The sequence below is a fragment of the Kribbella qitaiheensis genome, assembly GCF_014217565.1.
Lineage (GTDB): Bacteria > Actinomycetota > Actinomycetes > Propionibacteriales > Kribbellaceae > Kribbella > Kribbella qitaiheensis_A.
This window is the reverse complement of sequence record NZ_CP043661.1, coordinates 2,902,834-2,922,169: the sequence shown is the minus strand read 5'-3', so window position 1 is coordinate 2,922,169 and position 19,336 is coordinate 2,902,834. Positions and strand designations below refer to the sequence as shown.

At 61.3% G+C, this 19,336-nt stretch carries 14 protein-coding genes and 2 pseudogenes; 8 read left to right on the top strand and 8 right to left on the bottom strand.

Annotation, left to right across the window (positions count from 1 at the left end):
- A pseudogene (locus F1D05_RS13395) lies at positions 1–303 on the bottom strand (transposase); the annotation flags it as partial.
- 69 nt (positions 304–372) lie between these two features.
- On the opposite strand from F1D05_RS13395, the pseudogene F1D05_RS13390 reads away from it, so the two are divergent.
- A pseudogene (locus F1D05_RS13390) lies at positions 373–1,655 on the top strand (IS3 family transposase).
- Here the strand turns inward: F1D05_RS13390 and F1D05_RS13385 are convergent.
- Both F1D05_RS13385 and dndA read right to left on the bottom strand, forming a co-directional pair.
- Positions 1,613–1,948, bottom strand: a complete 336-nt coding sequence (locus tag F1D05_RS13385; protein ID WP_185448010.1) for an NAD-dependent epimerase/dehydratase family protein — start codon at positions 1,946–1,948, stop codon at positions 1,613–1,615. The pseudogene F1D05_RS13390 and the gene F1D05_RS13385 overlap by 43 nt on opposite strands.
- 87 nt (positions 1,949–2,035) lie before the next feature.
- The gene (dndA, locus tag F1D05_RS13380; RefSeq protein ID WP_185448009.1) at positions 2,036–3,223 is read right to left on the bottom strand and encodes a cysteine desulfurase DndA; all 1,188 of its coding nucleotides are present in this window, start codon (positions 3,221–3,223) and stop codon (positions 2,036–2,038) included.
- Positions 3,224–3,389: 166 nt separating this feature from the next.
- Here dndA and dndB point away from each other — a divergent pair, with 166 nt between their 5' ends.
- The 5 genes from dndB to F1D05_RS13355 are packed head-to-tail and all read left to right on the top strand — an operon-like array spanning position 3,390 to position 9,817.
- On the top strand, positions 3,390–4,487 hold the full coding sequence (gene dndB / locus F1D05_RS13375) for a DNA sulfur modification protein DndB (RefSeq protein WP_185448008.1): 1,098 nt from the start codon (positions 3,390–3,392) through the stop codon (positions 4,485–4,487).
- Complete coding sequence (gene dndC / locus F1D05_RS13370) at positions 4,484–6,010, top strand: DNA phosphorothioation system sulfurtransferase DndC (RefSeq protein ID WP_185448007.1); 1,527 nt, start codon at positions 4,484–4,486, stop codon at positions 6,008–6,010. Before dndB ends, dndC begins: the two co-directional genes overlap by 4 nt.
- On the top strand, positions 6,007–7,986 hold the full coding sequence (gene dndD, locus F1D05_RS13365) for a DNA sulfur modification protein DndD (protein ID WP_185448006.1): 1,980 nt from the start codon (positions 6,007–6,009) through the stop codon (positions 7,984–7,986). The genes dndC and dndD overlap by 4 nt, the downstream gene beginning before the upstream one ends.
- Positions 7,986–8,375 (top strand): DNA sulfur modification protein DndE, encoded by a 390-nt coding sequence (gene dndE, locus F1D05_RS13360; protein ID WP_185448005.1) that lies wholly within the window; start codon positions 7,986–7,988, stop codon positions 8,373–8,375. Before dndD ends, dndE begins: the two co-directional genes overlap by 1 nt.
- Positions 8,375–9,817, top strand: a complete 1,443-nt coding sequence (locus tag F1D05_RS13355) for a DNA phosphorothioation-associated putative methyltransferase (protein WP_281388941.1) — start codon at positions 8,375–8,377, stop codon at positions 9,815–9,817. Before dndE ends, F1D05_RS13355 begins: the two co-directional genes overlap by 1 nt.
- 66 nt (positions 9,818–9,883) lie before the next feature.
- Here the strand turns inward: F1D05_RS13355 and F1D05_RS13350 are convergent, their stop codons facing one another.
- The 5 genes from F1D05_RS13350 to F1D05_RS13330 are packed head-to-tail and all read right to left on the bottom strand — an operon-like array spanning position 9,884 to position 17,004.
- Positions 9,884–10,357, bottom strand: coding sequence for a DNA phosphorothioation-associated protein 4 (locus tag F1D05_RS13350; protein WP_185448003.1), 474 nt, complete (start codon positions 10,355–10,357; stop codon positions 9,884–9,886).
- On the bottom strand, positions 10,354–12,411 hold the full coding sequence (locus F1D05_RS13345) for an AAA family ATPase (protein ID WP_185448002.1): 2,058 nt from the start codon (positions 12,409–12,411) through the stop codon (positions 10,354–10,356). The genes F1D05_RS13350 and F1D05_RS13345 overlap by 4 nt, the downstream gene beginning before the upstream one ends.
- Complete coding sequence (locus F1D05_RS13340; RefSeq protein ID WP_185448001.1) at positions 12,408–12,605, bottom strand: hypothetical protein; 198 nt, start codon at positions 12,603–12,605, stop codon at positions 12,408–12,410. The genes F1D05_RS13345 and F1D05_RS13340 overlap by 4 nt, the downstream gene beginning before the upstream one ends.
- Before the next feature lie 5 nt (positions 12,606–12,610).
- On the bottom strand, positions 12,611–14,746 hold the full coding sequence (locus F1D05_RS13335; protein WP_185448000.1) for a DEAD/DEAH box helicase family protein: 2,136 nt from the start codon (positions 14,744–14,746) through the stop codon (positions 12,611–12,613).
- A complete protein-coding gene (locus tag F1D05_RS13330) occupies positions 14,743–17,004 on the bottom strand; it encodes a sigma factor-like helix-turn-helix DNA-binding protein (protein WP_185447999.1) in 2,262 nt (753 codons plus the stop codon). Before F1D05_RS13330 ends, F1D05_RS13335 begins: the two co-directional genes overlap by 4 nt.
- A gap of 788 nt (positions 17,005–17,792) precedes the next feature.
- Between F1D05_RS13330 and F1D05_RS13325 the strand changes: the two genes are divergently transcribed.
- Both F1D05_RS13325 and F1D05_RS13320 read left to right on the top strand, forming a co-directional pair.
- Positions 17,793–18,806, top strand: coding sequence for a hypothetical protein (locus F1D05_RS13325; RefSeq protein WP_185447998.1), 1,014 nt, complete (start codon positions 17,793–17,795; stop codon positions 18,804–18,806).
- Positions 18,807–18,873: 67 nt separating this feature from the next.
- Entirely contained in the window at positions 18,874–19,323 is a 450-nt protein-coding gene (locus F1D05_RS13320; RefSeq protein WP_185447997.1) for a hypothetical protein, read from the top strand.
- The last annotated feature ends 13 nt before the right edge of the window (positions 19,324–19,336 follow it).

Sequence of the window (19,336 nt, the reverse complement as noted above, 5' to 3'; positions counted from 1 at the left end):
CACCCATCGGAACACTTCGCGGCGGCAGGTGGCCTCGTCGGGCCAGGAGTTGTGGTCTTGGAGGACCTCTCTTTTGAGGGTCGCGTTGAACGACTCGGCGAGTGCGTTGTCGGCGCTCGTGCCGACCGCACCCATGGACTGGGTCACGCCGAGGGCGTTGCAGAGGTTGGCGTAGTCCTTCGACGTGTAGACCGATCCGTGGTCGCTGTGGAACACGGATCCGGCCAGGCTGCCTCGGGTGAGTTCGGCGGCTTTGAGGGCGTCTTCGACCAGTTCAGTGCGCATGTGGTCGGCGACAGCCCAGGGCCCTGACCCTGGTTCTTGGACACGCTGAATCCAGCATCTGCTGGAGAAGCGAGATGATTCGGAACTATGGCCCGCAAGAACTACTCCGAGGAGTTCCGTCGGCAGGCCGTCGACTTGTACGAGTCCACCCCGGGCGCGACGCTGAAGAGCATCGCGGCTGATCTGGGGGTCGAACGGGCAACCCTGAAACGCTGGGTCGACCTGTACGGGACGGGCAAGAAAACGGCCACGGACGGCACGACAACCACCCGTCGCGTAAGCAGCCCGAACAGCGGCAGCGCGCAGCCTCCGTCGGAGCCGGAGACCCCTGAGCACAAGATCGCCCGCCTCGAGGTCGAGAACGCCGCGTTGCGCGCGGACAAGACCAAGCTCACCACCGAGCGGGAGATCCTCCGCCAGGCGGCCAAGTATTTCGCCGGGGAGACGAACTGGTGAGTCGCTTCCAGTTCGTCGCCGACCACTCCACCACCTCTGCCAGGTCGTGTCCTGGCTGGAGCGTGAAGCGGCTGTGTGAGCTCGTCGAGATCGAACGGTCGTCGTACTAAGCCTGGATCAAGGCAGCCCCTGCCCGCCAGGGCCCGGGGCGCCGCGGACGAGGCGCTCGCGGACCGGATCCGGAAGGTCCACACCGACGACAACACCTGCGGCGCACTGCGGATCACCGCCGAACTCAACGACGGAGTCCCCGCTGATCAGCGCGTGAATCACAAGCGGGTCGCGCGAGTGATGCGCGACAACGGCATCGCCGGTTACCGGCGACGACGCAAGGTCGGCACCACCATCCCCGAGCCCGCGGACCAGAAAGTGCCCGACCTGCTGAACCGCGACTTCACCGCCCCGGCCCCGAACCTGCGCTATGTCGGGGACATCACCTACCTGCCACTTGCCGACGGCAACAACCTCTATCTCGCGACCGTGATCGACTGCTACTCACGCCGCCTGGCAGGCTGGTCGATCGCGAACCACATGCGCACCGAACTCGTCACCAACGCACTCAAGGCCGCGCAGACGACCCGTGGCGGCCTTGCAGGAGCGGTCTTTCACAGCGATCACGGGTCCGTCTACACGTCCAAGGACTACGCCCGGCTGTGCCACGACCTGGGTGTCACCCAGTCCATGGGCGCCGTGGGCACAAGCGCCGACAACAGCCTCGCCGAATCGTTCAACGCCACCCTCAAACGAGAGGTCCTCCAAGACCACAACACCTGGCCCGACGAAGCCACCTGCCGCCGCGAAGTCTTCCGTGGCTCGTCCGCTACAACACCCGACGCCGGCACTCCTGGTGCCGCTACCAGTCCCCGATCACCTACGAAACCCTCCACACCGCTACGCTCCCGTCAGCGGCGTAATCCACCACCCGTGTCCAACAACCGGGGGTAAGGCCCAGCATCCCGGCGCAGCGCAGTACCAATCGGGGAATCGTGCCTGCGATGTCGATAACGGCGTCCCATGGACCCACGGTGACAAGACGCCGAAGATCAGCCCGATGCTCCCAGTCACCGGTCACGTGCTGCACCTCTGGGGGCATCGCTGCCGTCGATCGGCCGCGGTTGAACACGGTGACGGCGTGGCCGCGAGTGATGGCCTGGGAGACCACGGCCATGCCGACGAACCAGCTGCCACCGAGGACGAGCAGCCGCATTGGTCGACTCGTCGGCCGGTCATCGTGCATGAGGAAAATCTAGCGCCCCATCGACTTGAGCTACATGACGCCGACCACAGGAGCTTTCTACCGAGTTGAGCGGAGCCTGTCGAGTCGCTCAACGAGTTGTGTCCAGTCCACCCGCGGGGTCAGGTGACTCCATGACACTCTGAGAGCACCTGCGGTCTGCTCGTCGGATATACCCATTGTGGTCAATACGTGACTTGGCTCGTAGCTCTGCGAAGTGCAGGCTGAACCATTCGAGATCGCGACGATATCCTTCAGAGCCACGATGGCTGCTTCAGAGTCGACACCAGGGACCGAGAAGTTCAGGGTATGTGGAACGGTTCGATCGAGGTCCCCGTTGTAGGTCACATTAAGCGGCTCTAGCGCACTTAGAAGTTCGCCTCTGAATACTGCGCAGAGTTCGGCCCGATTCTCATGTTCCTTGAGTGCGATTTCCGATGCGAGGCCGAGACCAGCAATCAGCGCCACGGGTAGCGTGCCTGGTCGAAGGCCGCGCTCCTGACCGCCGCCATACATGAGCGGTTCCAGCGGAACGCGCTTGTAGCCTCGACGCCTAGTGATCAGTGCGCCGACGCCTTTAGGGGCGTAGACCTTGTGACCGGAGATGCTGAGCAGGTCGATCCTTGCCAACCGCAACTGATCGATCAGCTTACCGTAGGCCTGCGCTCCGTCGACGTGGAAGTAGGCCTCGTGGTCCGCAAGGAGCCGGCCGATCTCCTCGAGCGGTTGGACTACACCGGTCTCGTTGTTGGCGGCCATGACCGAGACGAGAAGTGTGTCAGGGCGCATCGCTCGCGCGATCTCTTGAGGGTCGACCCAGCCACCTGACGTCGGAGGCACCAAGGTAACCTCGAAGCCGCGCTTGCTCAGTACCTCAAGGGGCTCCAGCACGGCTTTGTGTTCGATCGTGGTGCTCACGATGTGGCGACGACCCATCTGCTCTCCGTAAGCAGCTAAGCCGAGCAAGGCCAGGTTGTTGCTCTCGGTGGCGCCACTAGTGAAGATCACCTCTTCGGGCTTCGCGGTGACGACATCAGCTACCTGCTGGCGAGCGCGGATGATGCGTTCCTTGGCTACTTGACCGTAGCCATGAGTGCGGCTGCCAGCGTTGCCGTACTCCTCCGCCATGAAGCGAAGGACCTCGGCCTGGACTAGTGGGTCCATCGGGCTCGTCGCGTTGCAGTCCAGATAGACCGGTCGGACGTCCTCTTGGGCGCGGAAACTGTCGGTGGGTGTCACTACCGTCATGGCAAACAGGGTACGCGTACGGTGGGAGACATGTACGGAGAATCGCGGACAGATGTACGGGTCGTCACATCCGTACAGGAGATTTGCGTTCCGTACAGCCCGTGCTGTTTCATAGGCCATGCGCGACGTAAAAACGACCGCCACAGCGGATCAGAGACGGGCGAAGATGGGCGCGTTTGAGTATGTGTTCCCGGCCATCCGGGGCGTCCAAGCTGGCCGCGAGTACTACGTGACGATGTGCCCACTCCGGCTCATCCCGCGACTCTTCATGTTTGACGAAGAAGAGTTGCCTGCTGAGATGCGTGCACAACGCACCCTGAACAGGAGCCGAGTCCCCGAACTCAGCCGATATCTTCTCGACAACCCAACCAGCTACGTCTTCTCTGCGCTGACCGCATCCATCGACGCGGACGTGGAGTTCGCCCCGTTCGACCCGTCGACCGGGGCTGGCGAGCGAGTCGGTGCACTGACGATCCCAATGTCCGCGAAGTTCGTCATTAACGATGGACAACACCGTCGTGCTGGGATCGCAGACGCGCTCCGCGAAAACCCGGAGCTCGGTGATGAAAGCATCGCGATCGTGATGTTTCTCGACCTTGGGCTCAAACGCTGCCAGCAGATGTTTGCCGACCTGAATCGGTACGCCATCCGGCCATCGCGGTCGCTGAGTGTCCTGTATGACCATCGTGACGAGTTGTCTGCCATCGCTCGCCTTGTTGTGCATCGATCGCCGCTTTTCTCTGACCTCACCGAGACTGAGAGCAACAACCTGGCGGCTCGATCCCGGAAGCTGTTCACGCTGTCCGCCCTGTACGGAGCCACCAAGGCTCTGCTCGACGGCATGGACAAGCTGAGCTTCGAGCAGAAGGTGGACGTTGCCCACAACTACTGGGCAGTGGTCGCTGAGCAGTTCCCAGAATGGCAACAGGTGCACATGGGCGAAGTGAGTGCGGGCGAAGTGCGCCGAGACTTCATCCACACACACGGCATCGTTCTGCATGCTGTCGGCAGAGTTGGTAACAGCCTGCTGCAGGGCAAGCAAGACCCTGCTATCTGGAGTCGAAAGCTCAAGAAGCTCTCTGGCCTAGACTGGCGCCGGGCGAACACAGAGTTGTGGGAGGGACGGGCAACCCTCGGTGGGAAGGTCTCGAAGACCGCCGCCAACCTGCTGCTCACAACCGCAGCGATCCGGACATCACTCGGCATGCCGCTGCCATCCGACGAACAACATGCTGATGAAGCATTCCGACGAGGAGAAAAATGACTCGAAACCTACCGATCCGTGCCCGGTCAGCGTTTGATGACGCCGGTTTCGCTAGGACGGTCGAGGGCCTCGTCAGTCAAACCCAGCAGCTCTACTTGGCGGACGGGGTGCCTTGGGTTGTCGGCTACTCCGGAGGCAAAGACTCGACGGCGGTCTTGCAGCTCGTTTGGCTCGCCTTGGCTGGACTGCCGGAAGACCAGCGCACGAAGCCGGTTCACGTGATCAGCACGGACACGCTGGTCGAGAACCCGGTTGTCGCCGCATGGGTCACGCACTCCCTAGATGTGCTCGGTGAGGCGGCGCAAAAGCAGGGGTTGCCCATCACACCACACCGTCTGACGCCGGCAGTCGCTGACACTTTCTGGGTGAACCTCATTGGACGTGGTTACCCGGCTCCGCGGCCCAAGTTCCGTTGGTGCACTGAGCGGCTCAAGATCAAGCCATCCAACACCTTCATCCGTGAAATGGTCCGCTCTCACGGCGAGGCGATTCTGGTCCTCGGCACACGCAAGGCTGAGAGCTCGGGTCGGTCGGCCCGCATGACGGCTCTTGAGTCGCGCCGAGTCCGGGACCTTCTTAGCCCGAACGAGGCACTACCGAACTGCTTGGTCTACTCGCCGGTGGAGAACTGGTCCAACGACGACGTCTGGACCTTCTTGATGCAGAGTCAGAACCCCTGGGGTTACTCCAACAAGGAGTTACTCACCATGTACCAGGGCGCATCGGCAGATGGCGAGTGCCCGCTGGTGGTCGATTCGTCGACGCCGAGCTGTGGCGACAGCCGGTTCGGATGCTGGACCTGCACGTTGGTCGACAAGGACAAGTCGATGTCGGCCATGATCCAGAACGACGAGGAGAAGGAGTGGATGCTGCGGCTCTTGGAGCTGCGCAACCAGCTCGATGTGGCGGACGACAAGCACTTGCGAGACTTTCGTCGTATGAACGGATCGGTGCAGCTTTTCAAGGACAAGCCGATCCACGGACCGTACACACAAGAGGCGCGCGAGCGGTGGCTTCGTGAGCTGTTGGAAGCGCAGGCCTGGATCCGTGAGAACGGTCCGGACTACGTCCGATCCCTCGAGCTCGTCACCATGGAAGAGCTCGAAGAGATTCGTCGCATGTGGGTCGTCGACAAGCACGAGTTCGAGGATCGTCTGCCCGAGATCTACGAGGCCGCGATCGGCAGCAAGTATCCGGGACGTCCGCTAGACGAACACCTACCGCTTGGACCGGACACGGTCGAAGTGCTGCGGGACATCACGGGTGGCGACCGTCTTCACTTTGAGCTCGTTCGTGAGTTGCTCGATATCGAACAGCGTCACCGTTCCCAGGCCCGTCGCGCCGGCTTGTTTGAGTCTCTTGAAAAGGCGCTTCGCCGTGGCTTCTACGATGACGAAGCCGATGCGACTGATCGTGCCCACCATCGCAAAGCGACGCTCGATCGATCGGTGAGCGATGACGATCCTGATCCGCTCGACCTCGCGGACGGCTACGTCCGGCCCGTACAAGAGGTCGCGCCGTGATCCTGGATCAACTGACCCTGCGAAACTTTGGCACGTTCTCCGGCAAGCAGACGCTCAACCTGTCACCAGCATCTGCGAAGAAGCCGGTGATCGTTATCGGTGGCTTGAACGGTGCTGGTAAGACCACGATCCTCGAGGCGATCCTTCTCGCGCTCTACGGTTCGCTTGCTCCTGTCTCCGGGCGTAGGTCTGGTAGCTACGACAACTACCTTCGCGCACTGATTCATCATGGTGTGCCACACACAGAGGGCGCCGGTGTTGAGCTCGCGTTTACTGCCTACCAGCAAGGCGCTGCACGGGAGTACAGGATTCGTCGAAGGTGGATGTCCACCGGTGCCTCGATGCGAGAGATCCTGGATGTCCTGGTGGATGGTCGACACGACGCAGCTCTCACCACGACGTGGAGTGAGCACGTCGAGACGTTCCTGCCTCGCGGAATCGCTGGTTTGTTCTTCTTCGACGGCGAGCAGATCGAAGCCCTGGCCGACCTGGAACGCTCGCGCCAGGTGGTCAACACTGCCCTAGATGCACTGCTCGGCCTCGATCTAGTCCAGCGGCTGACGACAGACCTGGCCGTAGTGCGCCGTCGCCATCGATCGCAGCAGGTGCCGGATGAGCTGCGGCATGAGTTTGAGGAGAAGCAACGGGTTGCGACTGCCCTCAGGCAGTCAGAGGAGACAGCCTTTGCAACTCTTGCCGCGAAGCGACTCGATACTGAGCGCGCGGAGAAGCGGTTGTTTGAGGCAAGTGAAGCATATCGGTCAGCTGGTGGGGACCTCCTGCAGAAGCGCGATGGTGCCGAGGCATCCGTTAAAGCGCTCCGGCATGAGCTAGACCGGCTCGAAGAAGAACTTCGGGACGAAGCCGGCGACCTGGCACCGCTACTTCAGGTGTCCTCGCAGCTTTCGGCTCTCGCTGATCAGGCCCGACGGGAGGCCGCCGCTGCCCGCAATAGGGTCGCCATCGATGTGATGTCTGAGCGAGACGACAGCATCATTGCGAAGCTACGTGAGGGAAAGACTCGCGCTGCTCTCATCGCCTCCCTTGAGAGCTTTCTTCTCGAAGACCGACAGGCTCGACAGCAGTCCGCGGACGAGGTAGCGATCGCTGGCGTCGGTGACGCGGCGCCGTTCGAGGCGTTGACTACGGCGCTGCCGACAGTCGAGCGGCGTCTCCAGGCCCTCGTGCTGCGACGGGACGCGCTTCGGATCGAGCTGGATCAGGCAGAGCGCCTGCTCGTCGCCATGCCTGACCCCGAAACACTTGCGCCTCTGGCAAAGCAGCGCGACGAGGCATCGGATGATCTAATTCGGGCTCAGACGGCGATGGCCCATGCTGATGAGCAGCACGCCTCAATTCGTAACGAACGCGGGCGGGCGGACGCGGCTCACGAATCAGCGCTGAATCGGGCAGCCCATGCGAACCTTGAGGCGGATGATGGTCGACGAATCGTTGACCATGCTGACCGGGTCCGAGAGACCCTAGAGAAACTGCGAACGGCGGCAACTCGCCGGCATCTGACGCGTATCAGCGAGCTGATTCTGGAAGCGCTCAAGCGGCTCATGCGTAAGGATGCGCTGATCAGCGCCGTGTCGATCGATCCTGAAACCTACTCAGTCGAGCTTGCACGTCCTGACGGGAGTCAGATTCACGCGGAACAGTTGTCGGCGGGTGAGCGGCAACTGCTTGCGGTCGCGCTGCTGTGGGGCCTTGCTCGCGCCGCGGGCCAGCCGCTCCCGGTCGTTGTCGATACCCCGCTTGGCCGGCTCGATCGAACGCATCGTGAGCACCTCCTGAGTCGGTACTTTCCGCACGCCAGCCACCAGGTTCTCCTGCTATCGACTGACACCGAGATCGACGCGGAGTCGTATAAGCAACTGCATCCCCATATCGGGCGCTCGTACCGTTTGGTGTTCGACAGCTCTACCAACGGCACGACGGTTGTGCCTGGCTACTTTTGGGAGGACGAGAACTGATGCCACTCGAACACATCCGGCTGGCTCAGTCGGCTCGTGATCAGCTCATCACGCTGAAGCGCCGGACCGGGATCGCACACTGGAACGTCCTCTGTCGATGGGCGCTCTGCCGATCCCTTGTGGAGCCGGCGAAACCGCCGACTGTGAAGCTCGTCCTCGACAGCAACGTTGAGATGACATGGCGGGTGTTCGCTGGAAACCATGGCGACGAGCTGTGGGCGCTCCTGCGATACCGCTGCCACACAGACGGCCTGGAGCTTGACGAGGAGACGCTTGCTCAACAGTTCCGCCTGCATCTACACCGCGGCATCGGATACCTCGTTGGCGATCCTCGGGTGACTGACATTGTCGGTCTTACGCGCCTGGCCCTGGACGAATCGGCGGCGTAGTGCACGAGGTTCCGCGGCACCGGACGGCGATGTCTCGGAGCGCTATCTCCCGTCCCATCGCAACGGTGCTCTCGGATCAACTGCTTGCAGAGTCGATGACAGTGTTCGACTACGGCTGCGGACGTGGCGGAGATGTCCGCAGCCTCAATGCCCTCGGCTTCCGCGTCGATGGTTGGGATCCCGCTCACCGCCCGAACGTCGAGCGGCGAGCCGCCGATGTGGTTAACCTGGGATACGTTGTAAACGTCATCGAGGATCCGATCGAACGCGCCAACACCCTCCGATCCGCCTGGGATCTAGCTCGGCGACTTCTGGTGGTATCCGCCCGTCTGGTGTGGGAGTCGCGAGATCTGGTGGGCATCCCAATGGGGGATGGCCTCGTCACCAAGACCGGTACGTTCCAGAAGTTCTTCCAACAGTCCGAACTGGCGGATTGGATCCGCCAAGCCTTAGAGGTCGAGCCGGTGGCGGCCGCTCCCGGCATTTTCTACGTTTTTCGAGACGCGGCCGACGAACAGCAGTTCCTGGCTCGGCGTGTGTATAGCTACCGCCCGCGTATGCGAGTTGATCCGCATCAGATGTACGAGAAGTACTCGGACATCCTCGCGCCGATCATGAGCTTCCTGTCGGGGCACGGGCGACCGCCTCGTAAGGGAGAACTGTCCGCTGATGACGAACGATTGGTGATTGACGCTCTTGGCACGATTGGGAGGGGTACTCAACTCATCCGGCAGGTCACTGACGCTGACTACTGGGAACAGGTGGCTCGTCAGAGACGTGCTGAGTTACTAATCTACGTTGCGCTGTCCCGCTTCGGACGACGTCCCCGACTCACCCAGCTTGGGACCACGCTGGCTCGGGACATCAAGGCACACTTCAGCACGTATCGCGAAGCATGTCTTCAAGCAGATCGGCTGCTGTACGGCGCCGGCGACCAGACGATGATCTACCTCCCTGCACGGGGATCCTCGGTCGGCAAGCAGACGCCGACCTCGCTCTACGTCCACCGGTCGGCCCTTGCGCAGCTGCCTCCGCTTCTACAGGTCTACGAGGGGTGTGCTCGAGTCCTCTGCGGAACTATCGAGCAAGCCAACCTGATCAAACTCTCGGTAACGGACCCGCAGGTTTCGTACCTGGTATACCCGCGATTCGACCGCGATGCTCACCCAACTCTGGCGGCAGCCATCACGGTCAACCTAAAGAAGCTCAGCGTCGACTGGCGGAACTACACCAGGTCTGACAATCCACCGCTGCTTCACCGCAAAGAGGAGTTCGTCGGAGCCGATGATCCTCGGCGCCCGCTGTATGAGCGATTAACCCGCGCCGAGGTCCGAGCCGGTCTGTACGAACAGCCCAGCTCCATCGGAACTCTCGTCGGCTGGCAGAGCACCATGGCGAAGGCGGGTGTCACCGTTCAGGGTCATCGCCTCAAGCGGAGCTAACCTTGGGCGCCGATAGGATAGTCGCAACCTTGTCGGCCAATCGCGATGCTCCATTGGGCCGGGGGATCAACCCCAGGTGACGCCGCTCAGCAGCTCGTCGACTGATACCGGCTTGGCGCCTCCGCTCTCCGTAAATGCCTCGGCGACGAGGTCGACCACCACGAGAGCGGCCGGCTGATGCCGGACATTCACTTGTTCCTGGATGAATTCGAGTCCCCCGTTCGCGTATTCCTCGAAGATCTTGATCCGTTCTTCGATCCGCACTGCATCCATTATCTCCGGGTCCTCAGCCACGACGTTGGCTGCGATCATGCTGACGAGCGTGTCACTAAAAGCTGGGCCGGTGAGAGTCTCGTAACGGATTGGGTCGCCAGCTGCAGCAGAGAACGGCACGCTGCGTTCCTGGCGGTAACCGACGGCCGCCGAGAACAGCAGTATGTCGCGGAAGGTCGGGAAGTTGGCCTCGTTCTGCAGCTCCTGCATCAGAGCCTCATGCTGCTGCGGCCGACGGACGCGTACGTCGGCGAGTGCGATCGTCATTTGATCACCTTTAGTTCGGAATGGTCGGACTCTGCCGCTCGGATGTATGGATAAGACATACCCTCCAGCTCGATGTCGTCGGACACGCTTCCTGGTGCGGTGGTGTGTGTCTCGATGACACCGAGATGACTGACGTAGGGCATGAGCTCGGTAACGACCTTGCCGAGGCCCTGGCTCTTGCTGACCAATACGACCAGCTGCGGCGCCATCTTGGCCAACGCTCGAGAGACTGCCTCCTGGTAGTCCTGGTCGAGAGATCCGAAGGCGGCGTCCATGACGATTGGGTATGTGCCGGCGTCCTCGACCGAGTCGCCCTCCGCGCGGCGCTCCTTGCGGATCTCACGGGCCAGCTTGGATACCGCGGCAACGAAGCTCAGGCTGAGAATCTGGTTCTCGCCTGTCGACTTCGGCACTGGTAGCTGGACGCCGTTGACGTCCTTGTAGAGAGTCAGCTCGAAGCCAGCGCTGAGCGTCGGAACATGGTTTTGGTGTGTAATGCTTTTGAATACCGCCTTGAGTTCCGCGTCGAGACGTCGCCGTATGTCCTCTTCACGGATCGCCAAAATGTCTTCCAGCGCCCGCTTGACCGACTGCACGAGGTCGGAGCGAGAGCGAGCCTTCGTGGCGAGCTCGTCGGTCACCACCGCCCGCGAACGCTCCTTGGTCTTCTGATCGACCTCCTTGGCGATCGTCTGGAGCTCTGCCTTCACTGCGCCGATGCGCTGTTGCTTGACGCCGATGCGACCATCGAGTTCCATGCGATTTGTCTCCAGCGCCTGCACATCCTCCATACGGCTGTCGCGCAGCTTGCCGTCCAGCTCGGACTTGCGCTCCTCCAGGCGTGTGACCCGATCGCGTTCGGCCCCGATCCGCTTCATCAGTGCGGCGAGCGAGTCACACAGCTCGTCTCGCGCCGCCGAGAGTGGCGCGATCTGACCGCTCAGCTGCTGCCAAGCTGTCTCGACCGCCTGCAGCCCGGCCCGCTGACGCCAGTCCTTAACGTGCTCCCACGGCACTGAGTGTTCAGTCAGCGGCGTGCCGCAGATGCATGAGCCATCATCGAGGAGTTGGTCGACGAACTCTCTCTTCAGCGGCGCCGGAAGGGCGCCTTTCTGGTAAAGGCTCTGAGCCATTGCCGCCGTGGATTCGCTGAGGGTATCGGTAAAGGCTTGGAAGCCACGGGTGGCCACTAGAAGCGCACGCTCAGCGATTGCAGCGTCCCGTGCCGAACGGGCTTCCTCTAGCTCGTTACCGACGGCATCACGTTCCGCCTGGATCGGCGCCGACTCGGCATGCTGGCGAAGCAGATCGGTGACGCTGTCGCGTTCCTCAGTCAAGGTCGCTAGGTCACTCTCAAGGACCTTCAGCTCCTCCTGGGCGGCCGTCTCCCGCTCGTCCAGGACGTCGATCGCCTCTTGGATCCCGCTGGCCTTGTCGCCGCCGTGCTTCTTGAGGTCCGCGGTTAGCTTCCTGTCGACCTTCGGCAGGTGGGCGATGGCTCGCTCGACCTGTTCCAGATCGAGTAGCACCTTGATGTCCTTCTGGACCTCGGCGTAGGCGCCCTTCTTGACCAGATTCTCGATGCGCTCACCGTTGAAGAAGAAAGACCGGCTAACCCCGCGAGGGAGAATACTGTGGATCGTCTCCTGAGGTGCCCCTACGGTCTCTGACGAGCCGTCGGGCTTCGTCGTCCACAACTGGACTTTGGGGGAGAACACGCCCTGTTGGTCCGATTCTTTCCGGAGCGCTGCGCTCCGGAGAACCCGGTAGTCCCGCCCCTCGTGGTCGAAACGCACCTCGACTGCCACCTCGGCCGAGTCGCCGATCGGCAGCGCTCGCCAGATACTGTCCGTGATCATGCGGTCCTGCTGCTCAACGTCATCTGACATCGTGCCATAGAGCGCCCACGTGAAAGCGTTCAGAAAGGTGGTTTTGCCGGCGCCGTTGGCTCCGAAGAGCAGCGAAACCGGCCTGACTGAGTCCGACGTCAGATCGAAGGTCTGCACGTCCGCGAACTGGCGGAAGTTGGTCAGCGTGATCGACTGCAGTCTCATGGAAGGATCTCCTTCACGGCGGCGAGCAGGTCATCCGTGGCGTCGTAGGCGGTCAGGTGCAGCTTCGCCCGCTCGATCTCCAGCACGCGCTTAAGAAGCGCCCGCTCCTCGGCACTCAATTCTTCGAGCACCTGCTTCTCGGTGCGACCTTCGGTCACTGCCTGACCTCCATTAACGTGGTGTTCTTCATTCACCGCTCCTACATGTCCATGAGCTGGTAACGCTTCTTGAGCGGGCGCAACACCCGAAGCGTTGTTTCGTAGTTCTCGGACAACTTGCCGAATTCATTGGCCCGTTCGAGCTCACGGGTGAGCAGGCTCCTCTCGACCTCGAAGTTCACTGGCGTGCTTGATGGCGGCACCGCCAGGTAGTCCAGGATCTCGGCGCGGTCCTTGCCTTCAGCGCGGCGAAGCAGACGTCCGCGGCGCTGAATGAACTGGCGTGGGTTTGAACTACTGGCGAGCAGGTATCCCGTCCGGGCGTCCGGGATATCCACTCCCTCGTCGAGGCATCTCATTGCGACCAGCACTTGGAGGTCGTTGCCTGTGCCGAAACGGCGTAGGAGAACCTTGCGCTCGGCGCGCGGTGTCTCCGAGATGTATGAGTGAGCTGACATGTGCAGCTCGTTCCCGACCATCCGCATTGAATCTTGGAGCTGGTTCGGACCGGACGGTTCGCCTGGCTCGGTCGGCCTCCGGCCCTCAGCACAGTAGATGAGCTGAAACCACGAATCCCCGCGGTGCGCGAGATCAGACTTCAGCGCTGCCAACTTGCCCTCGGCATGACCGAGTATCCCTGCCCGCTGGCGTAGCAGGAATCCTAGAGGTGATGCCGGATCGGCGTTCTTAAGGTCATCGCCGGCTCCGATCCGAGTGGCGATCTGAGCAGTCAGCTCCACATAGAGGTGGGTCTCGGCCTCGTTTAGCTCCACTAGGCGCGGCGAGTACAGATAGCGCGTTAGGGCACCCATCTCGATTGCCTTGCCGAGGCCAAGCTCGAACACGATCGGGCCGAAGTAGTCGATGAGCGCATCACTGCCATCGTCGTCGAACCAGCGCTCCGGTGTCGCGGACAAGGCCAGTCTGTATGTGGCGTTCTGCGGCAGGGCCGAACGGTAGGTTGACGAGCCGAGGTTGTGGGCCTCGTCAGCGATGACGAGCAAGGGCTGCGTGATCCGCGACAGCACGGACTGAAACTTTTCGCCTGCGTAAGAGGCATTTGTGGCAACTAGGGCGACAACGGGGCGCTGGCCCATGCGTGCCTCGTTCAGTTGGTCCTCGACGATCGGCAGCCATTTCTGGCTCGACTCGTAGACGGCTATCGGACGCACGCCGAAGTCCTCGACCTCCGTGATCCACTGATCGACCAAGTGCTGTAGAGGTGCGAGGATCAGGAGGATTAGCGGTTCTTCTCGCTGCCGGAGCACGTTTGCAATCTGTGTCGCGGCGACCATCGCGGTCTTCGTTTTACCTGTACCGGTGGCCATCTTGAGCATGCCGCGGCCTCGTTGTTTGAGCCATGCCTCCACCGCCTCACGCTGGTAGTCGCGGACAGTCATGAAGCTAGGGATGACGAGCCGCGCTGGACCGCTGGTGGTGACGGTTGGAGGAAGGAGAGCATCATCCCGCGCCGGCAACGGTCGCTGCGGACGATCGTTGCCGAGCTTGATTAGCCGATCCCGAGCGACCTCAGGAAACGGTTCGACGCTAAGGTGCGGTGTCTGGTCTGACCAGAGCGCCTCAAAATCGGCCTCCAATCGAAGCGCCCGTGATCCGTCGACGGCCTCCCATCCGCGATAGACCTCGATTGACTCAAAGTTAGCCATGAGTCCACCGAAGGTCTCATTGCTGCTGCCGGTGAAGGCGACCAGATCACCGAGACCATCTCGAAAGATGCCGATCTTCTCGTGATAGATCCCAACACCGCCACCTTGCTGAACGAATGCCAGCTTGATCTCGAGCTGGCCCCGGGCAACTAAGCGTCCAAGTAGACCCAACCCGTCGAGCACAATCTCTTTTTGCTCACTGTCCAGCTCTCGTAGAGTCGCGCGCTCGACCACGGCCCGGATGTCATACCCGCGCTCGATGTCGATCAGATCGTCCTCGTTGAGGTGAGGTGAGGCGACCAGCCGCATCTCGCCACCACGTGCGGTGAATGCCTCGATGCCACGGGCAAACAACGCCAGGCTCGTTGACGTGAAGTAGCCGACCGCGCGGCTGTATCTAGTCGCGACAGTGAATGCCGGCAGATAGAAGGTGGCGACGACGTCTTCCTTGTCGCTGCGGTAGCGGTCGCTAAGCGACAGCGTGCGAAGGCCAGGTTGAGTTGCCGTCACAACAGGTCCAGGATCTCGTCAACCGCGGCGTTGTGGGTCGGTCTTTCAGGTGAGTTTCCGACCTCCAGAGTGGTGCGGACCTGGATGAGCAGGTCGGCGATATCTGTGTCGCCGCGCTCGCGGTAACCGCCGATGACGCTGGCCACCGGAGACTCTTCTGGCAGGCCGATCGCCAGCGCGAGATCCACCCGCGGATCGGTAGCGCCACTCGCGGGACACCCTGTCAATGCCAGGGCCATCGACAGGGTGTCTCCGGCTGCAGTGTCGATCCGCTCGATTCGGAACGCTCCGTCGTCGCCGAGGACCATGAATACATCGGCATCGATCTCTATGTCCTGTGCGATGAGCAGACGTCGGATCGAACCGAACGTGGGCTGAGCGCCGACCCAGCTGACGGTCTGCTGACCGGGTTGAGATGGGAGGTAGACGGTCGATCCGTGCTGGAGGTCGAGAATTGTTGCGATCGCGATCGGCGCCACCGAGCCACTGCCACGTGCGTGTTCCTTGGTGATGTGCACTCGATAGAGCCACTCGGCAGCGCGTCGATAGAGTCGCCTCGTTGCCTCTGGCGACTTCTTTATCTGCCGGTTGCCGGCGGCAATCTGCACCGTGCCGTTCTTAACTTCGAACGGCAGCGCGCTCGCGTAGGCGGTGACGCTGCTGGCGGTGACGCTGTATCGGCCCGTGATGCGCTCGATCAGGGCATCTAGAGCCAACCGTCCGCCGGCTCGAGAAAGCTCACCTCGGATCAATGCTCGCACGCCTTCGTAGGACTCCATCCCCCACTCGGCGAGTGCCCAGCTGTCGCGGTCTACTCGCTTGAACCGATCATCGGAAGCAAGTGCGTTCTTCAAGGAGTTCATGCTCCGCTCAACGCCTAGACGGTCGTGTATTTCTTCGGACGCCAAGGGTGAACCGGTAATTGACAAGATGGCCGCAGCTCGGTCCGCCACTGTCTGAACTCGAGTAAGAACGTAGTCACCGTCAAGGGTGCAACCGCAGTAGGCCAACCAACTCCGCAAGGCGTCGCGACCAGCCGCATCTGGCAGATGCGCGTTCAGGTGTGGAAGGTCGTGGAGATCTGCGACGCCGTGCTGATTGACGACTTCCTGCAAAGCCGTGAGCGTTGCGGCAACCGCCCCATCGATGGTCGGCACAGCACACCAGCCGTCTTCGATCTCGTACTGGTCGTCCAATCGATCCAGAACACGCCACGCGGGTTGGTTTACCGCCTCGACCAGACTTCCGAGGGCGGGAACCAGTTGGATAAGCCCGCTGAGAGGCAGGACGGTGCTAACAAGCTCTCGTACACTCGCCGCGACATCCGTCAATCGCGCCGAATCGAGGAAGCCGACCATTACTGCACGCGCCTTCGCCTCGATCTGGCGCACGCGTTCTCTGGTGACACCCAGCGATTGGCCAAGCTCGTCGAGGGTCTCGGGCTGATCGGCGAAGAATCGATGGGCCAAGACGAACTGCGTGCGGGCGTCGAGCGTCGCGATCCGGTCTTGTAGGAGCGCTGCCGCGTTCAATTCGGCCTCTGCTGGATCAAGGAGATCGCCACTGCCGAGCAGACACACACGCTCCTTTGCCTTGATGACATCGGCGGGCGCCCAGGGTGGAAGACCGTCAGCAACCAGGTAGGCATCTGGAATGCCCATGGCGACGTACCAAGTGGCGATCGTGCGGAGGTCGTCGGTGATCGCGTCGCTCCATGGTGCGCCCAGCTGAGCCTTGTCGATGATGGGTTCGCTGAAGTCGCTCCCCGACAGGTCGCCTGCGAAGAAGATCAGATCCGTCTCGTCGTCAGGGGCCTGTGGGGCGTTTAGGAAGGCCGGGAGCTGTGTCGCGACGCTCGCGAGCGACTGCAGCATGGAGTCGACGGTTCCGATACCGATCTGTGGCCACCGCAGGATGTCACCGAGTTCCAAACCGAAGAGATCACCAGTCGTCTTGTACCCCTGCCGAGCAGCTGCGTTACGGGCCCGCGTGCTGCTGAGAATCTGAGGCAGTGCTTTACCGGGCGGCAGACCAGGAAAGATCTGGCTGACCGTCCACCGGTTTAGGCGTTCCAGCGCAAGGTTGGAAACCTGCCCCAGTCCCGTCTGACGTATCGGTCCCGACTCGACGATTGAATCGTCCCACCACGGCTTGCCACTGCCGTCGAGCAATGCTTCGCTCCCAGCAGCTGCCTGTATCCAAGGAAATGCGTCCAGCCAGCTGATGGCCCCGCTGCCGTCGACTGAATCATTGGTCACCGTTGTCCCCCTTCTTCACGGTGATGTCTACACCCCGGCTCCGACAATCTGAGCCCGCTTCGCGAGCGGACCTGCGATCACGTGCGCCACGGGGCTCGTACGCACCAACGGATTGAGCTTGCTGACGGTGATCGGATCGTTCGAATTGGGTGCCCATGTGGAGTCTCCATCCTGGATTCGGCGATGACAAGGTCTGCGATCTCGCGCCGACTTGGTCGCTGAGCGCTGGATCTATTCCACCTCTGCGTCGGGGCTCGTTGATCTGCACACTTCAGCTATCGAAGCAGTGTCACTGAGCGTTACATCTCGATTCAGTAACGCGCTATGCTCGCGCCGGCGGGCATCAGTCCCGCGGAACAAGTCAGTGACCTTGTAGAGGGTCTTGCGATCGATCCGGAGGACAGCGCCGAGAAGGCGAGCCGCATCCAAAACAGATCGGCGAGGAGCCGATGTCGCTTGTCGACGGCGAGTAGCTAGGCAAGGATCTGCTGGAGAGCATAGGCAAATTGTCCAGACGATCAGATGTTCGATCTGACCGGTCTGTGGGACTCCGCGCTCAGGGTGTACATGAAGGAGCTGGCGAAGAGTGCAGAGTGACCGGATCGGTCCGGGCTGAGGGGGCACGGACTTCCGATGTTGCGGGCGCGAAAGCCGGCGCCGGCTCGATGCACAGGAAGACGAAAGCACCCGCGAACCCAACACTCCGGACGCGCTGGCGTCTCGGCTAGGCGGCCTCAGGAGGGCTAACATGTCGCCCACTTCTGCTTGCAATGTGGGGATGGTGCGATATGAAGATTGAATGCCTACGTGCACACGTGACCAGCGGTGGAAAGACCTACCCTGTGTACATCGGCTTCGCGTCTGCAGAGAAGATCGCACAGGTGGCCGTGGCGCCGGCGTTCGCCCTCAGTACGCCGAATCAGCAGATTGCCGAAAACCTGACCAGCCAACCTGTTCGTGACTGGCAGCGACCAATCAGCGATGAGCGGGTCGCAGGTATCGCCAGCACGTTCAATAACTCCGGTGGGTTGATGCCGAACCCGGTGTTGCTAGCGAAAAACGCGTTTGCCACTGGAATTAAGATTACAGCCAAGTCTATTGATGGCGTGCCGTATCAAACCGGCACGTATGTGATCGATGTACCAGAGGACGCGACGAATCCGACCGATCGCGCGTTGTGGATCTTGGATGGGCAACATCGCATCGCTGGATTGAGTGCTTCAGCACAGCGTGACGATCCTGTGCCTCTCGTCCTATTGCTTGACGACGGAACGGCTTCCTACAGTAGCCCGTTGCTCGCGAGCCTGTTCGCGCAGGTTACGACTGCTGCTCAGAAGCTCGATGACCTTCACAATGAATGGCTCACATATGCCTTTCGACTCGGCAGATATAATCCGGGGAGAGATGGTCATGATGCGGCAATCAAGGCATTTTCATCCGTTGTTGAACTATGCAAAACCGCGCAGTGGGTTACAGTGCAAGCGAACCCGTTCTTCAATCAGATTCAGTTCAACGAGCATGTGCAAGTGCGGCCAACTCATGGCGGATTCGATTTCAAATGCACTACGCTGAGCGATCTCCTTGCCAAGCACTACTACGCTAGGGCCGGCTCAACAACCGCACCTCAGTCCAGCGAAGCTTGCCGAGGAGATTGGACGTGCATATCTTTCGCTGCATGCCACCATTCAAAATCACGCGAGCTCCGTATTCTTCGGAGGCACCGGCAAGCAGCAAGTTATCGTCCAGGAAGCCTGGCTGGTCGGGATCCTGACTCGTCTGCTCCTCAATGGCACAACTGCTGACTACGCGGCGATATTCCAGAGCCTGAACTTCCAGGGGACAAACTGGGATTTCTCCTGGATTCGTACGTTGAATGGCACGGCCAACTCCGCGAGCAAGAAGATAGCCCGCGCGGTATTCGAGGAAGCTCTGACGTCGGGGAATCTCCCTGCCAATAGCAACAATCTGGCGGACCATCTGAAGGGAAATGGCGCTTCTGTCGAGATTATTTCCAGCAAGCTGTCGCCGAAACGTCGCCCTGTCCAAGGGGGCAAGGTCGCCTATATCGCGCTTCGCGGAAGCACGGGATCGCACGCGACAGCTACAACCCCTCATGTGAAGATCGGAAACAAGACGAGCAACGTCGGCGAGGTGCAGGTCCTCGAGGTGCATCCAGTCGGCAAGCAGCGTCGGTATCGCGATATGGAACGCAGAGGGTTAATTCTCGAAGCTCCCCTTGAAAACCCGCTGGATATTGTAATCGTGATGCAGCACTACGGCGACATATCCAGTCAGGCTGAAGTTCAGCTCAACTGGTAGCGCGGTGTCGCTC

Coding starts and splice junctions, on each gene's coding strand:
- F1D05_RS13385 (WP_185448010.1), bottom strand. CDS start 1,948: ATGCGGCTGCTCGTCCTCGGTGGCAGCTGGTTCGTCGGCATGGCCGTG.
- dndA (WP_185448009.1), bottom strand. CDS start 3,223: ATGACGGTAGTGACACCCACCGACAGTTTCCGCGCCCAAGAGGACGTC.
- dndB (WP_185448008.1), top strand. CDS start 3,390: ATGGGCGCGTTTGAGTATGTGTTCCCGGCCATCCGGGGCGTCCAAGCT.
- dndC (WP_185448007.1), top strand. CDS start 4,484: ATGACTCGAAACCTACCGATCCGTGCCCGGTCAGCGTTTGATGACGCC.
- dndE (WP_185448005.1), top strand. CDS start 7,986: ATGCCACTCGAACACATCCGGCTGGCTCAGTCGGCTCGTGATCAGCTC.
- F1D05_RS13350 (WP_185448003.1), bottom strand. CDS start 10,357: ATGACGATCGCACTCGCCGACGTACGCGTCCGTCGGCCGCAGCAGCAT.
- F1D05_RS13345 (WP_185448002.1), bottom strand. CDS start 12,411: ATGAGACTGCAGTCGATCACGCTGACCAACTTCCGCCAGTTCGCGGAC.
- F1D05_RS13325 (WP_185447998.1), top strand. CDS start 17,793: ATGAAGATTGAATGCCTACGTGCACACGTGACCAGCGGTGGAAAGACC.